Annotated in this window: 17 protein-coding genes; 11 read left to right on the top strand and 6 right to left on the bottom strand. The window is 67.7% G+C overall.

All coding sequences use genetic code 11. The annotated features are described in order from the left end of the window. Window positions 1–108: 108 nt before the first annotated feature. Window positions 109–1,605, bottom strand: a complete 1,497-nt coding sequence (locus ACH35V_RS01180; protein ID WP_395969599.1) for a sugar transferase — start codon at window positions 1,603–1,605, stop codon at window positions 109–111. A 525-nt stretch (window positions 1,606–2,130) separates the two neighbouring features. Here ACH35V_RS01180 and ACH35V_RS01175 point away from each other — a divergent pair. Together ACH35V_RS01175 and ACH35V_RS01170 are read left to right on the top strand one after the other, a co-directional pair. Next, window positions 2,131–3,342 carry an Ig-like domain-containing protein gene (locus ACH35V_RS01175; RefSeq protein ID WP_395969598.1) on the top strand — a complete coding sequence of 404 codons (1,212 nt, stop codon included), beginning with the start codon at window positions 2,131–2,133 and terminating at the stop codon, window positions 3,340–3,342. Between the two features lie 67 nt (window positions 3,343–3,409). Then, entirely contained in the window at window positions 3,410–4,489 is a 1,080-nt protein-coding gene (locus ACH35V_RS01170; RefSeq protein WP_395969597.1) for a hypothetical protein, read from the top strand. Between the two features lies 1 nt (window position 4,490). Here the strand turns inward: ACH35V_RS01170 and ACH35V_RS01165 are convergent, their stop codons facing one another. Both ACH35V_RS01165 and ACH35V_RS01160 read right to left on the bottom strand, forming a co-directional pair. After that, entirely contained in the window at window positions 4,491–4,835 is a 345-nt protein-coding gene (locus ACH35V_RS01165) for a hypothetical protein (RefSeq protein WP_395969596.1), read from the bottom strand. After that, complete coding sequence (locus ACH35V_RS01160; RefSeq protein WP_395969595.1) at window positions 4,814–5,254, bottom strand: ATP-binding protein; 441 nt, start codon at window positions 5,252–5,254, stop codon at window positions 4,814–4,816. Before ACH35V_RS01160 ends, ACH35V_RS01165 begins: the two co-directional genes overlap by 22 nt. 104 nt (window positions 5,255–5,358) lie before the next feature. Between ACH35V_RS01160 and ACH35V_RS01155 the strand changes: the two genes are divergently transcribed. From ACH35V_RS01155 to ACH35V_RS01135, 5 genes are all read left to right on the top strand, one after another. Next, on the top strand, window positions 5,359–6,168 hold the full coding sequence (locus ACH35V_RS01155; RefSeq protein WP_395969594.1) for a Scr1 family TA system antitoxin-like transcriptional regulator: 810 nt from the start codon (window positions 5,359–5,361) through the stop codon (window positions 6,166–6,168). After that, complete coding sequence (locus ACH35V_RS01150; RefSeq protein ID WP_395969593.1) at window positions 6,165–6,356, top strand: DUF397 domain-containing protein; 192 nt, start codon at window positions 6,165–6,167, stop codon at window positions 6,354–6,356. The genes ACH35V_RS01155 and ACH35V_RS01150 overlap by 4 nt, the downstream gene beginning before the upstream one ends. Before the next feature lie 8 nt (window positions 6,357–6,364). After that, window positions 6,365–6,559 carry a DUF397 domain-containing protein gene (locus ACH35V_RS01145; protein ID WP_395969592.1) on the top strand — a complete coding sequence of 65 codons (195 nt, stop codon included), beginning with the start codon at window positions 6,365–6,367 and terminating at the stop codon, window positions 6,557–6,559. Between the two features lie 8 nt (window positions 6,560–6,567). Next, window positions 6,568–6,747 (top strand): DUF397 domain-containing protein, encoded by a 180-nt coding sequence (locus ACH35V_RS01140; RefSeq protein WP_395969591.1) that lies wholly within the window; start codon window positions 6,568–6,570, stop codon window positions 6,745–6,747. Window positions 6,748–7,023: 276 nt separating this feature from the next. Then, window positions 7,024–7,569 (top strand): GNAT family N-acetyltransferase, encoded by a 546-nt coding sequence (locus ACH35V_RS01135; RefSeq protein ID WP_395969590.1) that lies wholly within the window; start codon window positions 7,024–7,026, stop codon window positions 7,567–7,569. Here ACH35V_RS01135 and ACH35V_RS01130 read toward each other — a convergent pair. Together ACH35V_RS01130 and ACH35V_RS01125 are read right to left on the bottom strand one after the other, a co-directional pair. Beyond that, window positions 7,532–9,118, bottom strand: a complete 1,587-nt coding sequence (locus ACH35V_RS01130) for an asparagine synthase (RefSeq protein ID WP_395969589.1) — start codon at window positions 9,116–9,118, stop codon at window positions 7,532–7,534. The genes ACH35V_RS01135 and ACH35V_RS01130 overlap by 38 nt on opposite strands. A gap of 76 nt (window positions 9,119–9,194) precedes the next feature. After that, window positions 9,195–9,395, bottom strand: coding sequence for a hypothetical protein (locus ACH35V_RS01125; RefSeq protein WP_395969588.1), 201 nt, complete (start codon window positions 9,393–9,395; stop codon window positions 9,195–9,197). Between the two features lie 200 nt (window positions 9,396–9,595). Between ACH35V_RS01125 and ACH35V_RS01120 the strand changes: the two genes are divergently transcribed. The 4 genes from ACH35V_RS01120 (at window position 9,596) to ACH35V_RS01105 (ending at window position 14,555) form a co-directional block, all read left to right on the top strand. Beyond that, window positions 9,596–10,804, top strand: a complete 1,209-nt coding sequence (locus ACH35V_RS01120) for a helix-turn-helix domain-containing protein (RefSeq protein WP_395969587.1) — start codon at window positions 9,596–9,598, stop codon at window positions 10,802–10,804. A gap of 188 nt (window positions 10,805–10,992) precedes the next feature. Beyond that, a complete protein-coding gene (locus ACH35V_RS01115) occupies window positions 10,993–11,244 on the top strand; it encodes a hypothetical protein (protein ID WP_395969586.1) in 252 nt (83 codons plus the stop codon). A 14-nt stretch (window positions 11,245–11,258) separates the two neighbouring features. Next, window positions 11,259–12,068, top strand: a complete 810-nt coding sequence (locus ACH35V_RS01110; protein ID WP_395969585.1) for a phosphotransferase family protein — start codon at window positions 11,259–11,261, stop codon at window positions 12,066–12,068. Window positions 12,069–12,485: 417 nt separating this feature from the next. After that, window positions 12,486–14,555, top strand: a complete 2,070-nt coding sequence (locus tag ACH35V_RS01105) for a WD40 repeat domain-containing serine/threonine protein kinase (protein WP_395969584.1) — start codon at window positions 12,486–12,488, stop codon at window positions 14,553–14,555. A 178-nt stretch (window positions 14,556–14,733) separates the two neighbouring features. Here the strand turns inward: ACH35V_RS01105 and ACH35V_RS01100 are convergent, their stop codons facing one another. Beyond that, on the bottom strand, window positions 14,734–15,396 hold the full coding sequence (locus ACH35V_RS01100; protein WP_395969583.1) for a DUF6461 domain-containing protein: 663 nt from the start codon (window positions 15,394–15,396) through the stop codon (window positions 14,734–14,736). Between the last annotated feature and the right edge of the window lie 28 nt (window positions 15,397–15,424).

The raw sequence follows: 15,424 nt of genomic DNA, 5'->3' as shown, positions 1-15,424 counted from the left end.
TGATCACGGCGGCGGCGACCAGCCAGCAAGGCCGCCCGACCAGCCGACGAGCACCCCCCGGACGAGCGCCCGCCGGACGGGCGTCGAGGGGCGGGGCGGCGGGCGCCGTCATCCCGCGTCCCGGAAGATCATCGCCCGGACGGTCAGCAGCAGGATCTTGAGGTCGCCGCTGAACGACCAGTGGTCGATGTAGTGGTTGTCGAGCCTGGCCCGCAGCTCGATGGACGTGTCCCCCCGGAACCCGTGGATCTGCGCCCACCCCGTCATCCCGGCCGGAACGCGATGCCGCAGCATGTACCCGGGACAGGTCCGGGAGAACTGCTCCACAAAATGCGGCCGCTCCGGACGCGGCCCCACAAGACTCATGTCGCCACGAATGACATTCCACAGTTGCGGAAGCTCGTCCAAGGACGTGGCCCGCAGAAACCGCCCCACCCGCCCGATCCGCTCGTCGTCCCGGACAGTCCAGCGGGTGTCCGACTCGCGCTCGTCCACCTTCCGCAACGTCCGGAACTTCAGCAGGACGAACTCCTCACCGCCGAGCCCGATCCGCCGCTGCCGGAACACCACGCCCGGCCCGCCCTCCAGCCGCACCGCCGCCGCGCACACCGCGATCACCGGCAGCGCCGCGCACAAGATCACCGAACCGACGACGAGATCGAGCAGCCGCTTCGCACACCGCGCGGACGGCTCGCGAAGCCGCCAGTCGACACGCGCGCACGGCAGCCCGGCGAGATGCTCCCGCCGCGCCACCGCGACCGGGACGACGTCCGACGGCGGCTGGACGAGGAGCGTCTCGCACGGCAGCCCGAACGAGATGCGCAGCACGGTGCCCAGCTGGTTCGGGTGGACGTCCTCCGCGATCACGACCAGCGTGTCGACCCCGTGCCGCTCGACAAGCGAAGGCAGATCAGAAGTCTCCCCGAGAACAGGCACCGCACCAGGCCCGCCGGAAAGCCCCTCCGCGGAAAGCCCGTCCGCCGGGAGCCCTGCCGCCGGGAGCCCCGCCGTCACCTGCCCGACCGCCGCGAGCCCGAGTTCCCCCCGTTCCCGCAGGATCCCGGCCAGATGCGCGGCCATCCCGCCCGTCCCGACGATCAGCGCCGGACGCGCCCGCGTCCGATGGCACCGGTACGTCCTCATCGCCGCGTTGGCGAACGCCCGCGCACCGAGCGCCGACGTCCCGGCAATGGCGGCAATCCACATCCACGCGACAACGGCGTCACCCGCCACGTCCACGCTCACCACCACCGCGAACGCCCCCACAACCAGCGCCCGCACGACGATCGGCGACGCATCGGCGAGAAGCGAAGGGCTGCGACGCGTCCGATAGAGCCCGCCGCAGGCGTTGAACACGATCACCATCACGGCCGCCGCACCGGGCAACGCGGCACCCGAAGCCGGCAACACAAAGAACACGGCGGCCGCCATGGCCCAGCCGTCCACCACCGCGAGCCACACCGGATACAGGACGGCGAGAATTCGCGCCCCCGTGACGCCGCGCCGATACGGAACGGCCGGAGCGAGCACGGCCGGGCCGTCGACGGAAATGAGATCCGCAGGGGCGCCCGAGTCGATGGAAGGACTCAGCCCCTGGGCTCTCATCGCGCGTCCCTTCACAGACAAGAACTCACCGGGAGGTGACCTGACGGGGCCGTCGCGGGCGGCCACGACCCAGCATCGCAGCGCGTCCCGACACGGATCGCCGCTTTTAACCGCCGCCACCACAATCTTGAATAGAAGATCAAGACCGGGCGGATCACCTGCGAGAACGTCCCCAAGAATGCTCATCGGCACGTCAAAGCGAACGCCAATCTGGAACCAATTCCAGCGCATTTCCTGCTTGGCCCGATTGAGCCATTTTCATCCGCCCGCGTCCAGGAGACGGCGGCGCCCGGGCACGCAGCCCGGCCCCGCCCCGGCCGTGAAAAGATCTGAAAACCGCCCACCGGAGGCGAACCTTCGCGGGACCATGGACGTTACAAGTGATCGGACGCCGAGAACCCGCCGCCCGCGACCGCGCGGTCCGGCGACGCGAGGGCCGTTCCGTAAGCGATCTTGTTGCCGTCCCGCCGTGGCGCGGGCCCGGCGGGCTGATGAGGGAGAGCGGTGCGAGGTAAGGCGTTGGCGATGGCCCTGGTCCTGGGCCTGGCGGCGGCATGCGGCGGCGGCGACGGAGGCGGCGGGACGACCGCGAAGGGCGGCGACGACGGCTCCCCGAAGGTGACGATCGCCCCCGCGAACGGCGACGCCAAGGCCCGTCCGGACGGCGGCGTGACGGTCACCGCGGCGGGCGGCACGCTCGGCCAGGTCTCCGTCAAGCTGAAGGGCGCGGACGTCCCCGGCACCCTCTCCGCCGACAAGACGAAATGGCGTTCCACGTGGACGCTGCGGCCGGGCGGCAGCTACCAGGTGTCGGCCACCGCGACGTCCCCGAAGGGCAAGTCCACCACCGCCACCAGCGCGTTCCGCGCCAGCCGCGCCACCGCCGCGACCCGCGTGAACAACGTCGTCCCGAGCCAGAACGAGACGGTCGGCACCGGAATGCCGGTCTTCGTCCAGTTCAACAAGGCCGTCCCCGAGAAGGCCAAGGCGGCGATCGAGCGCAGCATCGAGATCTCGTCGTCCACCCCGACCGAGGGCGCCTGGCGCTGGCTGGCGCCCGGCGAATCCTTCAACGGCCTCCCCTCCGTCGTCTTCCGCCCGAAGCGCCCATGGAAGCCGCGCCAGAAGGTGACGGTCACCGTCCACTACGCGGGCCTGAAGATCGGCGACGACGTCTTCGGCGACCGCGACGTGACGCGCACGTTCCAGATCGGCGACTCGCACACCGTCAACATCAACGCCAAGACGCACCGCGCCGTCGTCAAGAAGAACGGACGCACCGTCCGGACGTGGGGCGTCAGCCTCGGCAGCGGCGGCGACGTGCAGAAGGACGGCGTCGACACGCTGCTCACGACCAGCGGCGTCCACCTCACGATGGACCGCAGCCGAATCGAGCGCATGCGCCCGCCGGGCAAGAAGAAGGGCGACCCCGGCTGGTACGACGAGAAGGTCCCGTGGGCCACCCGCATTTCCAACAGCGGCGAGTACATCCACCAGAACATGGACGACCCGTCCTGCCTGGGGCGGCGCAACTGCAGCCACGGCTGCGTCCGCTCGCCCGGCGAGGACGCCAGATGGTTCTACGGCTGGTCGTACCGCGGCGACATCGTCACCATCACCGGCACCAAGCGCAGCCTCGCCTGGTGGAACGGCTGGGGCTACTGGCAACTCCCCTTCGCCAAATGGACGAGCGGCAGCGCCCTGGGCAAAACGGTCACCACAACCGCGCACCCCTGACGTTCCACAGTTTCATCCAGGACGGATGGCACAGTAGATAACGCTGTGTCACCATCCGGATGGACCCATGGCCTCGAAGATCGTCCTGCATATCGGCTTGCAGAAATCAGGAACGACGTTCCTGCAACACATGCTGCACGCAAACCAGAAGGAACTGGCCGAAGCAGGCACCTGCTACCCCGTCCCCCGCGACTGGACGCGCGGCAAACGAACCGTGCCCAACCACGAATGGTCGACCTACGGCCTCCTGGGCACCGAATACCCCTGGGTGTCGGACACACGCGCAGCCAAGGAATCAACGTCCTGGCAGGACGTCCTCAACCAGACAAAAACGTGGCCCGGCACGGTGATCCTCTCCGCCGAGGCCCTCTCCGTCATCCGGACGCCCGCCATCCGCCACCTCCTGACCTGCCTGGACGCCGACGACATAGAAGTCGTCATCACAGCCCGGAGCCTGGACCGCGCCCTACCGTCCCTATGGCAGCAGCACATCCGCAACGGCAACAGCACCAGCTTCAACGACTACCTGGAAACCCTCGCCCGCCACCGGAAAAAGAACCTGGAAGACGACCCGTCCGCCCACATCTGGCGAGCATTCACCCTAAACAAACTGGTACAACGCTGGACAAAATCAAGCGCAACCAAAATCTCCCTAGTAACCACACCCGGCACCCCTCCGCACCTCCTCTGGCAACGCTTCACTCAAGCAATCAACATCCCCGCCCTAGCCCAAGCGCCCCTAACCAAAGAATCCCACACCGGCCTAACGGCCCCAGAAACCCTAATCCTCGCATCCCTCAACGCCACCCTGAATTCCCCCAAAAGAGAAGCAGACCGAATAAGACAAACCATCACCGAAAGATTCCAAACCCGCCACCACCGCGGCGGAAAAGTCAGCATCCCACCCAATTGGCACCCCCGCCTAACCGAATGGACAGAAGAAGACCTAACCGCCCTCCAAGCAACACCCGCCCACCTCATAGGCGACATCAACGACCTACGCCCCACCACCGACCAGTCGAACCCACCAACCCCCGAAGAGACCGCCCAGGCGGGCGCAGAAGCAGCACTCGCCCTGGCCCGCCTCACACCACACCCGTCTACCCTCCACCGAACAGCCCGCCGCCTCCGCCGCCTACTGCCCTGACTCACCAGGTGGACGGGTAAATGCGGTGCCTCAACAGCAAGTCGACCTGCTCGGCCGCCGCCTTGGCGTCTCCACACGGGTAGAGGTAGCCGGCCGTCCCCCGCCGGACGTCGTGGTAGGCCCAGATCCACCCGGAGTACAGCCGCACCCCGATCACCACCCCGACGTCCTCGGCGACGCCGCTCGCGTAGACCCAGAGCAGGGGCCGGGGGGATTCGCGCCCGTACAGCTTCACGCACCGCCACCCGTGCACCTTGACCGCGAGCGCCAGCACGTCCAGATACCGCATGGACGTCCGCCGCCCCCGCCACGTCCGGAACCGGATCAGCACGCGACCGCCGCCCACACCCACTTCCCGACGGGCGCGGTCTCCCTGACCCCGCAGTCGGACGCCAGCCCCAGAACGATCTGAAGCCCCCGTCCACCCTCCTCATGCCCCGGCTCCAGCGCGCACGCGTCGGGCTCGATGTCGTCCAACGTCATCTCCACGACCGGCCGGACGACGGGCAAGTCCTCGCCCGAGTCCCACACCGCCAGCACGACGGCGCGCACCTCCCGCGTGAACCGAACCCGAATCTCCAGATCCGGCGTGCTCCGCACCGCATTCGCGACGATCTCACCAGCGATCAAAAGCACATCGCCCGCGACCCGCTCCAGCCCCCATTCGGCAAGCCGGAATTCGATCAACGACCGCACCATCCCCGGCACCGTCCGCGAAGCCCGACAAGAAATGTCCAACTCGCCCGACTTGGCAACCTTGGCCACCATTTCTCCTGCCTCCTTTCTTTCGCGTTTCCAGGACAAGACTGCCTCCGGCTGCCATATGTTGACTACGGGAATTCACCAAGCTCAACACCGAAAGGAGAAGGATGCGCACCCGGACGGGATTCGACCCGGACAACAATCTCTGGGACTTCATAGCCGCTGAGCTGCGAAGACATCGCCTTGAACGCGACCTGTCACTCGCCGCTGTGGGCGACATCATCGAACGAGACCGCTCACTAGTCGCACGTGTTGAATCGGGGGACACCAAACTCCAGGCGGCCCACGCAATCAAGATCGACAGCACATGGGAACTGGGAGGCTTCTTCCGACGCCTGGTGAACTTCGCCAAGGCCGGACACGACGTCGAGTGGTTCAAGAAGCACCTGGATCTTGAATCCAGGTCCTCGGAACTCCGCATCTGGGCGCTCGGCTGGGTTCCCGGCCTCTTTCAGACCGAGGGCTACATCCGGGCCATGTTCGAGGCGGCAGGCGTGGAAGACGCAGAGGAAGGGATCAAGTCCCGCCTCAAACGCCAGGAGTGCCTCCTCCGCAAGCCCCGCCCCCGAGTGTGGGTAATCCTCGACCAGGGCGTCATAGAACAACCGGTCGGCTCGACAACGATCATGCGCGAGCAAATCGCCCACCTTGTGGAGATGGCCAAACTCCCCCACATCACCATCAGGCTCGTCCCGAGAAGTGCGGGCGCGCACCCAGGTCGCGATGGCTCTTTCAAGATCATGACTGCGGACAACTCGGACACGGTCTACGCCGCCGCTCACGGGGGCGGGCGACTTGTCCAGGATGCGACCGATATAGCCTCATACCGGGTGTGGTACGACCTCATCGGGGACGTGGCACTACCCAAGGACGAATCGTTGAACGTGCTCATCAAGATGATGGAGCGGTTTTCATGATCACATGGCGGAAGTCCAGCCACAGCGAGAGCACCTCGACCCAGTCCGACTGCGTAGAGGTCGCCGATCTAGGCACGTCCATCGGCATCAGGGACAGCAAAGCCCCGGAAGCCCCCCACATCACCCTCACCCCCGAAGCCTTCGCCGCACTCCTCACGCAGGCGAAGCGAGACGACCTGCCTATTTAGGAGGAGGCGTGAGCTCATTCACCTGGCGCAAGAGCAGCCACAGCACCCAGGGCACCTCCGAGCAGTGCGTGGAACTAGCGCAACTCCCCAACGGCATCGCCCTCCGAGACAGCAAGGCCCCCAACGTCGGCCACCTCACCCTCACCCCCCGCGCCTTCGCCGCCCTCCTCATCCAGGCGAAGCGCGACGAGCTGCGCGACTGAGGAGAGCAATGACCAGGTGGCGGAAGTCCAGCCACAGCGGGAGCACCTCGACTCAGTCCGACTGCGTTGAGGTTGCCGCCGTAGGAACGTCCATCGGCATCCGAGACAGCAAGACCCCAGACGCTGGCCACCTCACCCTCACGCCCCGCGCCTTCGCCACCTTTCTCGTCCGGGCGAAGCGGGACTAGTTGAGCCTCTGACCTCGCCCTTCGACCCCCACCGTCCCGGCTCCGACGGTTGGACGGAGGTGCAAGCCTGCTCACTTCCAGGGCTCCTCGATCCCCTCGGCGTCCAAGCCGGAACAGCGAAGGCGGCCGGAGCGACGGCGATCGCCAACGGTCTCGCCGGGCAAACATGGAGTGGTAGGGCACTGGGCGCCGAACACCTCATTTGCTCCCTCAGCGCCGACCTGGCCGCCAAGGTCCTAGCCCCACCGCAGGCACCGGAGTCATAGTGTCGGGTTCATGTTCGTGATGCGTCCTGCGTCGAGGAGCGATCGGTCTCAGGTTGCCAGGGTGGTGGAGGCTCGGTGCGACTGGCTGGAGCGGCGCGGCCTCGAGAGCTGGCGAGACGCGCTTGATGACTTGGTCGCCCAGTGCGACAACCCCGATGGGGACGTGTGGCTTCTGGAGGACGACGACCACGGAGTCGTCGGGCAGATGCTCGTGCAGGACCAGGGGCCGCCATGGGGGTGGACGGACGAGGAACGCGCCGAGCCTGCCTTGTATCTGTCAGGGTCGATCACTCTCCCCGGCCTTCGTGACCGAAAGCCGGGGACATTGATGGCGTGGTGGGCAGTGGACCAGGCCGCGCGGCTCGGTGTGCCGTGGGTGCGGCGGCACTGCCACTTTGAGGAGGTGGCTCGCTACAACCGGTCGCAGGGGTTCGAGCTGGTACGCACTGAGCAGCGGACGAACGCCCGATTGTTCATGATGGCGCGGCGGGCCGAGCGGCTCGATCTGTCGGAGTGGTTCAGGGCAGGAATGCCTGTGCTGCCTGGTCGAGAGTGATGACCTCGATCAACTTGGAGTAGGGCTCCTCGGTGTAAGGCCCGGTCTCCAGGTCGACGACGGAGGCTTTGAGGCCGTCGGGGTCGATGAGCCCGGCTTCGATGAGCGGTGATCCTTCGTCCAGGATGCGGCGCAGCAGCGGCACCCCATGGAGAGTGAGGGATTCCTCGACCAGTTCGGCGAAGCTCTCGCGTTCTTTGGGATTGCAGGCGTCGTGGCTGAGCCCGAAGGTGGCCAGGTGCCGGCGCTGGAGTTGTTTGAGGTCGCGCCAGAAGTATGGGAGCCGATCACCCAGCTCGACGAGCGCCGGGTGCATGAACGGATGCACCGGCCACAGCCCGGCGCGCAGTAGCGGCGGTGCGACGCACTCGGCGGCAAGGAGGGTGATGCCGCCGGCCATGGCAGGCGGCGCGATGCCGTCGTCGCCGTACTCGATCGCGGCGCATGCTCGGGCTCCGAGCCAGGGCAGTTCATAGTTGTCGGCCTTGTCGGCGGCGGCCTGGGCGGACTCGGCCGACCCGACGGCGACCATCTCGTCTCCGCCCAGCCCGGTCACCACGGTATGTGCACCGAGCGCGGCGATCTGCGTGTTGAGGTCGGTGAAATGCTCATACAGCGGCTCGTCGTAAGGACTGACCAGCTTCCCGCGCACCCGGGCGTCGGCGGGCGCGAACATCAATCGGTCCTGGGTGTCCAGCCGAAGGTCGTGCGGGCCGAACGGGACCTTGGTGAGGATCTCGGCGCGGCGCCGGATCTGTTGCCGGCGGCCAGGCCCGACGATGATGAGCGTGGCGGTGTTGACCTGCCCTGGCCAGCGGTCGGCGACGCGGGTGCCGATCGAGCCGGAGTCCAGCCCGCCCGTCAAGTGGCAAACGGTTTCGGCAGGAGCGAGTGGGCGGGCGGCCAACGCGGCGTCGATCCCGTTGGTGAACGCGGCCAGCACGTCGGCACCGTCGGCCAGGTCGCGGGGTTGGGCGTGTAAGACCGGGTCGGGGTAGCCGATGACCAGGTCACCGCCGAAGGTGGCTGTGGCCCGTTCGGTCAGCCGCCAGATCCCGCCGAACGCGGTGTCGATGGAATACCGGGGCCTGTAGATCAGCAGCCGGGTCGCCTCCCTGGGATTGAGCCCGGCGGCGAACGGCTGCAGGTCCGCGATATCCCACGAGCCGTGCAGGGTCCCGGACCGGTGGGCCAGGAAGAGCGGCGTGGACCGAACCGCTCCGGCGGTGATCCGCACTGGCCGATGCGCCGCGGTTTCGATCAGCACGTGGTCGACCGGCCACCGCCGGGCCTGGGCGGTGATCTCCTCCAGTTCGCCCGCTGTGACAGGCAAGGGCACCGGCGATGTCACCGGGCGCCCGGGCACGCGTTCCCGGACGATGATCACGGTGCGGGTGCCGTCGGTGGCGGCGACCTGCTCGACCAGCCGATGTGCGTGCGGCGTCACTCGGCTGCCGCCGTCGCCGGTCACATACGAGGTGCCGTCCCACCTCCACGCCGGAGAAGTGTCGGGGTCGATCCGTTCCGGGTCGATCCGCAGTTTCAGCACAACCGTCTCTCCTTCGCCGCTAGGCCGAAGGGCAGGGCCCGGCCCGGTGACCGGGCCCTGCCATCTGCCTGGTGCTTCAGGTCGCCGTCGTGTCGTAGGTCCTGGCGCCGTCGGAGGAGCCGGACTTCTTCTTGTAGTCGTTGCGCACCGGCGGGGTCTGCACGATGTAGCGATCGTCTCCGGTGAACAGGTGGCCGATGCTCAGCGGCGGGTCGTCGGGCGCCTGGAACACCTCCAGCGAGGAGGCCTTGTTGGAGTCCAGGACGGTGGCGGCCATGTGCGAGTCCTTCCTTGTCGGGCGCGGCTCTGGTGGGCTTGCTCGTTCCAGCAAAGACCGAGATTGCGCCGGGAAGTCACACAGAAGTTGCACAGCCGTCCGCGCGGATGGCGGCGGCTCTGGCTGCCTTGGTAACCGACGCCTACCCTTGAAGCCGACCAGCCCAGAGCCCAAGCCGCGCGCCGGGAAGGGATTCACCAATGGCCACCGAGAACGCCTCCGAAGATGGCACCGGGACCAACATCGCGCTGCTACGCAAGGCCGCCGGACTCACCCAGGACCAGCTCGCCCAGCGCGCGAACGTGTCCAAGAGCCTGTTGTCCAAGGTCGAGATCGGTGACCGCCCGGCGTCCCACGGACTGGTCGCCTCCGTCGCCCGGGCGCTGCGGGTGCCGATCGAACGCGTACACGGCCAGCCCTACGATGCCGCTGAGAACGCGACCCACGCGCCGATCGACGAACTCCGCGCGGTGCTGCGCAGGTACGATCTTCCGCCCGGCGACGAGGTCGAGCCGCGCCCGTTGACCACGTTGCGGGCGGAGGTGATCACGGTCGCCGAGCTGCGCCGCAGTGGCCACTACGCCCGTCTGGGCGAACGTCTGCCCGATCTGCTCACCGAACTCACCGCGGTCGCCCTCACCGCCTCCGGTGACGACCGCCGCGCCGCGTTCGGGTTGTTGACCTCGGGGTACTACGCTGCGCACGGCCTGGCCTACCGGCTCGGCTACGGCGACCTGGCCGAGAGCATCGAGCACAAGCTCGGCTGGGCTGCCGAGCGCGCCGAGGACCCGCTCGCGGTCGGGCTCGCGGCGTGGACCCGGGTGAACTCCTTCCAGGCGGCCGGGAACTACGACCACGGCCTGCAGATCCTCGACCGTGCCCGCGCCGACCTGGCCCATCACACCGATCTGCCCGGTCCGGCCGCGCTCACGCTGACCGGGAGCATGCATCTGCGGGCGGTCACGCTGGCCTCGCGCGGCGGCGACGCCGCCACCGTCCGTGACCACCTGAACGTCGCCCACCGCCTGGCCGACGAGGTGGGCGGTGACGACCGGATCCACTACCATCTGACGTTCGGCCAGGTCAACACCCATATCCACGCCGTCGCCGCTCATATCGAACTCGGCGAGGTCGACCAGGCCGTCACGCTCGCGGATAACTTCGTCCCGCCGAATTCGGTACCGCCAACCCGGGCCGGGCACCACTTCATCGACCTGGCGCGCGCTCACCTCATGGCCGGGGACCGCGCCGCGACCTTGCGGGCCCTCCAGCAGGCCCGCCGAAGGGCGCCAGAGCAGACGAGGTATCACCCGATGGTGCGCGAGACCACTCGCGTGCTGGTCAGCCTGCACCGCAGGTCCAACCGCGATCTCACCCGGTTCGCCTCCTGGCTCGGCCTCACAGCCTGAACACCCTCTAAGCCGGACCCGTCGTCAGGCCGCGTTCCGGGTCTTGTCAGCCACGCCCGTGTGGTGCCGACGGAGGCCTCGGTGCCCTCGTGCTGGCCTGCATGACCGCGCTTTTTGTCGCGGTAGTTGGGGACCGCCACACAGAGGCGTGGCACGAGGCGCTCCAGCGGAGTGAGGTGTACCTTCCGATGAGCCTCGCGTTCGCGGACTCGATGATCCACCACCGGCCCGTGATGGACGACGACATCCGGTCCGGAGCCGCACTCGCCCGCACGATCCCGTACCTGAAGGCCACCGGCATGTACGTCGACCCCGAGTTCTGGGACGACGAGTCCGGCTCCTCCTGCTGCCCGCCTGAGTGCAACGACCAGAGCGGTCGCGAGCTCCTGGGGAGTTGGGACGACCTGATGCCCAACGGGCCGCTGACCATCAAGTTCTGATCCGAAGGAACATCATGCGTGGCGACTGGACGGACCTGCCCGGCGAGCTACGGGCCGAAATCGAGGCCGAGACCGGCCCGATCAGCTCCATTGAGCCCGCTCCCACAGGCAACCACGCGGACATCGCCTCTACGCTGCACAGTCCGGAGGGCCTCACCTTCGTCAAGGCCGCTCGGAAGCTGGCGGACAGAGACGGTCCGGAGGTCATGTCGCTGCGCCGCGAGGCAGCTGTCAACCCTTACGTCTCGGAGTTCGCTCCCCGGCTTCGGTTCCAGGCCGAGGTCGGGGAGTGGGTCGCCATCGGGTTCGAGCACGTGAGCGGTCGACGTGCCGACTTCACGCCGAATTCTCCGGACTTGGCCGTCCTCGCCAAGACCATCCAAGCGGTGCAGGCCACCCCGTGCCCCGACGTGGTTCGGATGGCGGTCGAACGGCGCTGGCAGTCCGTTGCCGAAGACGTCTCCCCCATGGCCGGCTCCGCCCTGCTCCACACCGACCTCAACGAGGACAACCTGATCATCACGTCCGAGGGACGTGCCTACGTGGTCGACTGGGCGTTCGTATCCCGTGGCCAAGCTTGGGTGGAGCTAGGTCTCCTGATCCCTTGGTTGCTCAAAGCCGGTCACAGCCCACGAGAAGCGAGCGAGTGGGTTTCTCAGTTCGCCCCTTGGTCCGACGCAGAGCCGACGCATCTCGACCTGTTCTCGAAGGTCTTCGCCGAGAAATGGCGAACGCACAGTGAGACCAATTCCGCCGCCTGGGTCGCCGAACACGCGGCACTCACCAAGCAATGGGCGACATACCGGCTGGGAGCAAGACAGTGACCGCCTGGACGCAGTTCCATCCCACCGAACCCATGACCGCACCCGGTGGCGAGACCGTGAACATCGACGTCGAGATCGTGCCGCTCATCGCCGCCCGAGGCGTGGGGTGAGCCCGGCTCATCGTGCGAGCCGAGCAAGGACCGAAGCTCCTCAACTGCCTGGAAAACCTAAACGGCGAGGACGCTCTGCAGCCTGCCTGGCCTACGGACGGCGCCCAGGAAGGCTGAGAAGGATGCAGTACGCCACCCTCACCCTGACTTTCGACCTGGCTGCCGAGGAGCAGTCGGACGAAGCGTCACTCTAAGTGTGTGTTCGAGAAGGGTCGCGTGAGCTAAACTGACCGCCGCCTCCGCCGGGTGATCCGTGGCTGTTTGAGGCAAATTGGCATGGGGTGACGGACCACAGGGAGACAGCGGTATGTCTCAATCGGGCGATGGCCCGCCTGCGGTGCCGCCCGTGACCGCCCGGCAGCAGGTGGGGTGGCCGACAACGCCACCTCCGCACCGAACGCTTCGCCCTGGTGACCCGACCGCCGTGGGTCCTTATCGCCTGGAGGCGGTCCTCGGCGAGGGCGGGATGGGACGCGTCTGGCTGGGGCGCACCCTCGCGGGCAGTGCGGTGGCGGTCAAGCTCGTGCACCGTGAGTACGCAGCCGACCCTGCTTTTCGCAAACGCTTTGCACAAGAGGTGGCCACGGCCAGACGGGTCCAGGGCCTTTACACCGTCCCCGTGGTCGACGCCGACGTCCAGGCCGACGAGCCGTGGCTGGCCACCGCATACATTCCTGGTCCCTCGCTGCAGTACGCCGTCACCGAACACGGGCCGCTACCCGTCGAGGTGACCCTGGCCCTGATCGCCAGGGTGGCCGAGGCTCTGCAGTCGATCCACGACGCCGGCGTCATCCACCGCGACTTCAAGCCCTCCAACGTCATCCTCACAACCGACGGCCCCAAGGTCATCGACTTCGGCATCGCTCGCGCCGCCGACGCCACATCGGTCACCGAGACCGGCGTCCAGCCCGGCACACCCGCCTACATGGCACCCGAGCAAATCCTCGGGCACGCCCTTACTCCGGCGGCCGATGTCTTCGCACTCGGCGTTCTGGCGCATTTCGCCGCCACCGGCGAGTTGGCCTTTGGCGGCGGAGCGGCACCGGCGGTCATCCACCGGATCGTGGAAGGCGAGCCCAACCTCGATGGCTGCCCCGAGCCCATCCGCGCCATCGCCACAGCCTGCTTGACCAAGGACCCGCAGGAGCGTCCCACTCCCGCCGAGATAATCCAATGGCGCCGCCAGGACTCCGTATCCGAAAGCGGCGGTCGCACCGCCCCGTCCCTACCGCCGCCCCCGTCCGGCATCGGCACGCCACCGCCGGCGGACGCCCCCACCGAGGTCATGCCGCCGAGCCTCAGCCGGCGACACTCGCTGCTGATCGCCGGAGCCGTCGGTGCAGCCGGGCTCGGCGGCCTCTACGGCCTCTTCCGCGCGGCAAATTCCACATCACCACCGCCACGACCACAACCACGGCCACCCCAGGGCGACCCCCTCGGCGACAACGAGAGCTATACCCCTACCAACGTCACGGGTGTGGCATTTAGCCCCGACGGCAAGACACTGGCTTGCAGCACTGAGCAAGTAATCACACTGTGGGACGTCCTCGGCCGGCGACAACTCGCCACTCTCGCCAAGGGGGTCTACTCCGGGATCTCGGGTCTGGCGTTCAGCCTCGACGGCCGCTCCCTCGCCACCGCCGGGGAAGAGCAGGTGACTTTGTGGGACGTGGCCAGGCGTAAGGCGGTCGGCACCCTCCGCGGCCGCGTCGATCGTGTGGCGTTCGGTCGCGACGGCCGTACCCTCGCCGCCGCCTACGGCCAGGAGGATTCGGTGACGCTGTGGGACGTCGCCAGGCGCCGGCGGATCGTCACCCTGAGTGGTCGCGAGATTCGTGAGAAGGACGACCGGTTCGCCGTCGGAACCGTGGCGTTCAGCCCCGACGGCCGCACTCTGTCCGCCGCCTTCGGGAACCCAGAGATCGAGAACTCGGTAACGCTGTGGGACCTGGCCGGACGCCGACAGATCGCCACCCTCACCGGCCGCGACAGCGGGTCGTTCAGCCCTGACAGTCGCATTCTCGCCGTCGCCTCCCGCGAGAAGGATGCGGTGATGCTTTGGGACCTGGCCCACCACCGGCAGCTCACCACTCTCGTGGACCGAGACCGCATTGCGGGCCCCTTCCAGACAGTGACCTTCAGTCCCGACGGCAAAACACTGGCTGCGAGCGGCGCCAATGCCTACCGGGCGACACTGACACTGTGGGATGTGGCCGACCGTCGGCCGATCACCACCTGGGACCTCAGCACCGACTCCCGCGAGCACCCCAACGGCAGCGTCCAGAGCATGGCGTTCAGCCCCGACGGCCGCACCCTCGCCACCGGCAGCAATTCCGGGCTGTATCTGTGGGACGTGGCGCAAGCCCTGGGCAATTGACTGCCGTTGCAGAAAATCTTGCTATTGGTACCCGAGGGAGCGTGGGCCTTGGCGGATGGCAGGGCACCCGCCACGGGCGGCCGTCCTTGGTGATGTCGCGGCCAGCACGGTGAGCTGCTTGGAGGTCGACGGGCCCACGCCTCCACGCCTCATCGTGTCGTCGTCGCCGAGAAGGTGGTCATCTTTGCGCGATGGGGCCCACCAGCATTGGGCGGCGGAGCATTTCCGGCGTGAGCGGCATCCCGGTTACTTTTGCCGCCAGGGCGAAGCCCCTTGGCACGGCGGTGCTGTAGTTGACCTCCCAGGCGGCGTCCCGGGCGGCGTCATCGTCCGGCTCGTCCAGGCCCATGTCCAACTCCCGCATGAAGCCGTTGAGCCGGTCAGGGTCGGAGCCGTAACGATCGTGGGGATGCCGCAACCGGTAGCCGGTGACGAGCGTGCCATCGATCGCGTACTCGAAGCTGTGCTCGGCGGCATAGTCGTGCCGGGTGACCGCCAGCACCTCGCAACCCCGCGACAGTTCGGTCACCACCTGGTGGTCGGTGGCAAACCAGCCGTGGGGCTCAATGGCCACCCACCACTCACCGGCCGGGAAGACGCCCACGTAGCCGCCGCCATACCCGCCTGCCGTCCGGTCGACGAACTCGTGGGTCTTCTCGCTGAGTCCGCTGAAGTCCGACTCGTGGCCGGAGTCCTCGCCGCGACTGAAGCGGCGCACCACTTCCGTCACGTCCAGCCCGCGGAAGAAGGCCACGCTGAAGGTCACACCCAGCCAGCCGCCTCCCTCCCCTTCGCGCACGTTGAGCCACTGGAACGGGGCTAGGACGTCGGTTGCCGTCATGCGGGCCATCGTGGCAGGCCCCACTGAC

Origin of the sequence: Actinomadura sp. 1N219 (assembly GCF_044326405.1) — a bacterium.
In the GTDB taxonomy this organism is placed as follows: domain Bacteria; phylum Actinomycetota; class Actinomycetes; order Streptosporangiales; family Streptosporangiaceae; genus Spirillospora.
The sequence above is the reverse complement of the archived record's forward strand: the minus strand, read 5'-3'. Positions and strand labels throughout refer to the sequence as shown.

Coding starts and splice junctions, on each gene's coding strand:
- ACH35V_RS01120 (WP_395969587.1), top strand. CDS start 9,596: ATGGCCACCGAGAACGCCTCCGAAGATGGCACCGGGACCAACATCGCG.
- ACH35V_RS01180 (WP_395969599.1), bottom strand. CDS start 1,605: ATGAGAGCCCAGGGGCTGAGTCCTTCCATCGACTCGGGCGCCCCTGCG.
- ACH35V_RS01140 (WP_395969591.1), top strand. CDS start 6,568: ATGACCAGGTGGCGGAAGTCCAGCCACAGCGGGAGCACCTCGACTCAG.
- ACH35V_RS01105 (WP_395969584.1), top strand. CDS start 12,486: ATGTCTCAATCGGGCGATGGCCCGCCTGCGGTGCCGCCCGTGACCGCC.
- ACH35V_RS01115 (WP_395969586.1), top strand. CDS start 10,993: ATGAGCCTCGCGTTCGCGGACTCGATGATCCACCACCGGCCCGTGATG.
- ACH35V_RS01125 (WP_395969588.1), bottom strand. CDS start 9,395: ATGGCCGCCACCGTCCTGGACTCCAACAAGGCCTCCTCGCTGGAGGTG.
- ACH35V_RS01135 (WP_395969590.1), top strand. CDS start 7,024: ATGTTCGTGATGCGTCCTGCGTCGAGGAGCGATCGGTCTCAGGTTGCC.
- ACH35V_RS01150 (WP_395969593.1), top strand. CDS start 6,165: ATGATCACATGGCGGAAGTCCAGCCACAGCGAGAGCACCTCGACCCAG.
- ACH35V_RS01110 (WP_395969585.1), top strand. CDS start 11,259: ATGCGTGGCGACTGGACGGACCTGCCCGGCGAGCTACGGGCCGAAATC.
- ACH35V_RS01155 (WP_395969594.1), top strand. CDS start 5,359: ATGCGCACCCGGACGGGATTCGACCCGGACAACAATCTCTGGGACTTC.
- ACH35V_RS01170 (WP_395969597.1), top strand. CDS start 3,410: ATGGCCTCGAAGATCGTCCTGCATATCGGCTTGCAGAAATCAGGAACG.
- ACH35V_RS01175 (WP_395969598.1), top strand. CDS start 2,131: ATGGCCCTGGTCCTGGGCCTGGCGGCGGCATGCGGCGGCGGCGACGGA.
- ACH35V_RS01100 (WP_395969583.1), bottom strand. CDS start 15,396: ATGACGGCAACCGACGTCCTAGCCCCGTTCCAGTGGCTCAACGTGCGC.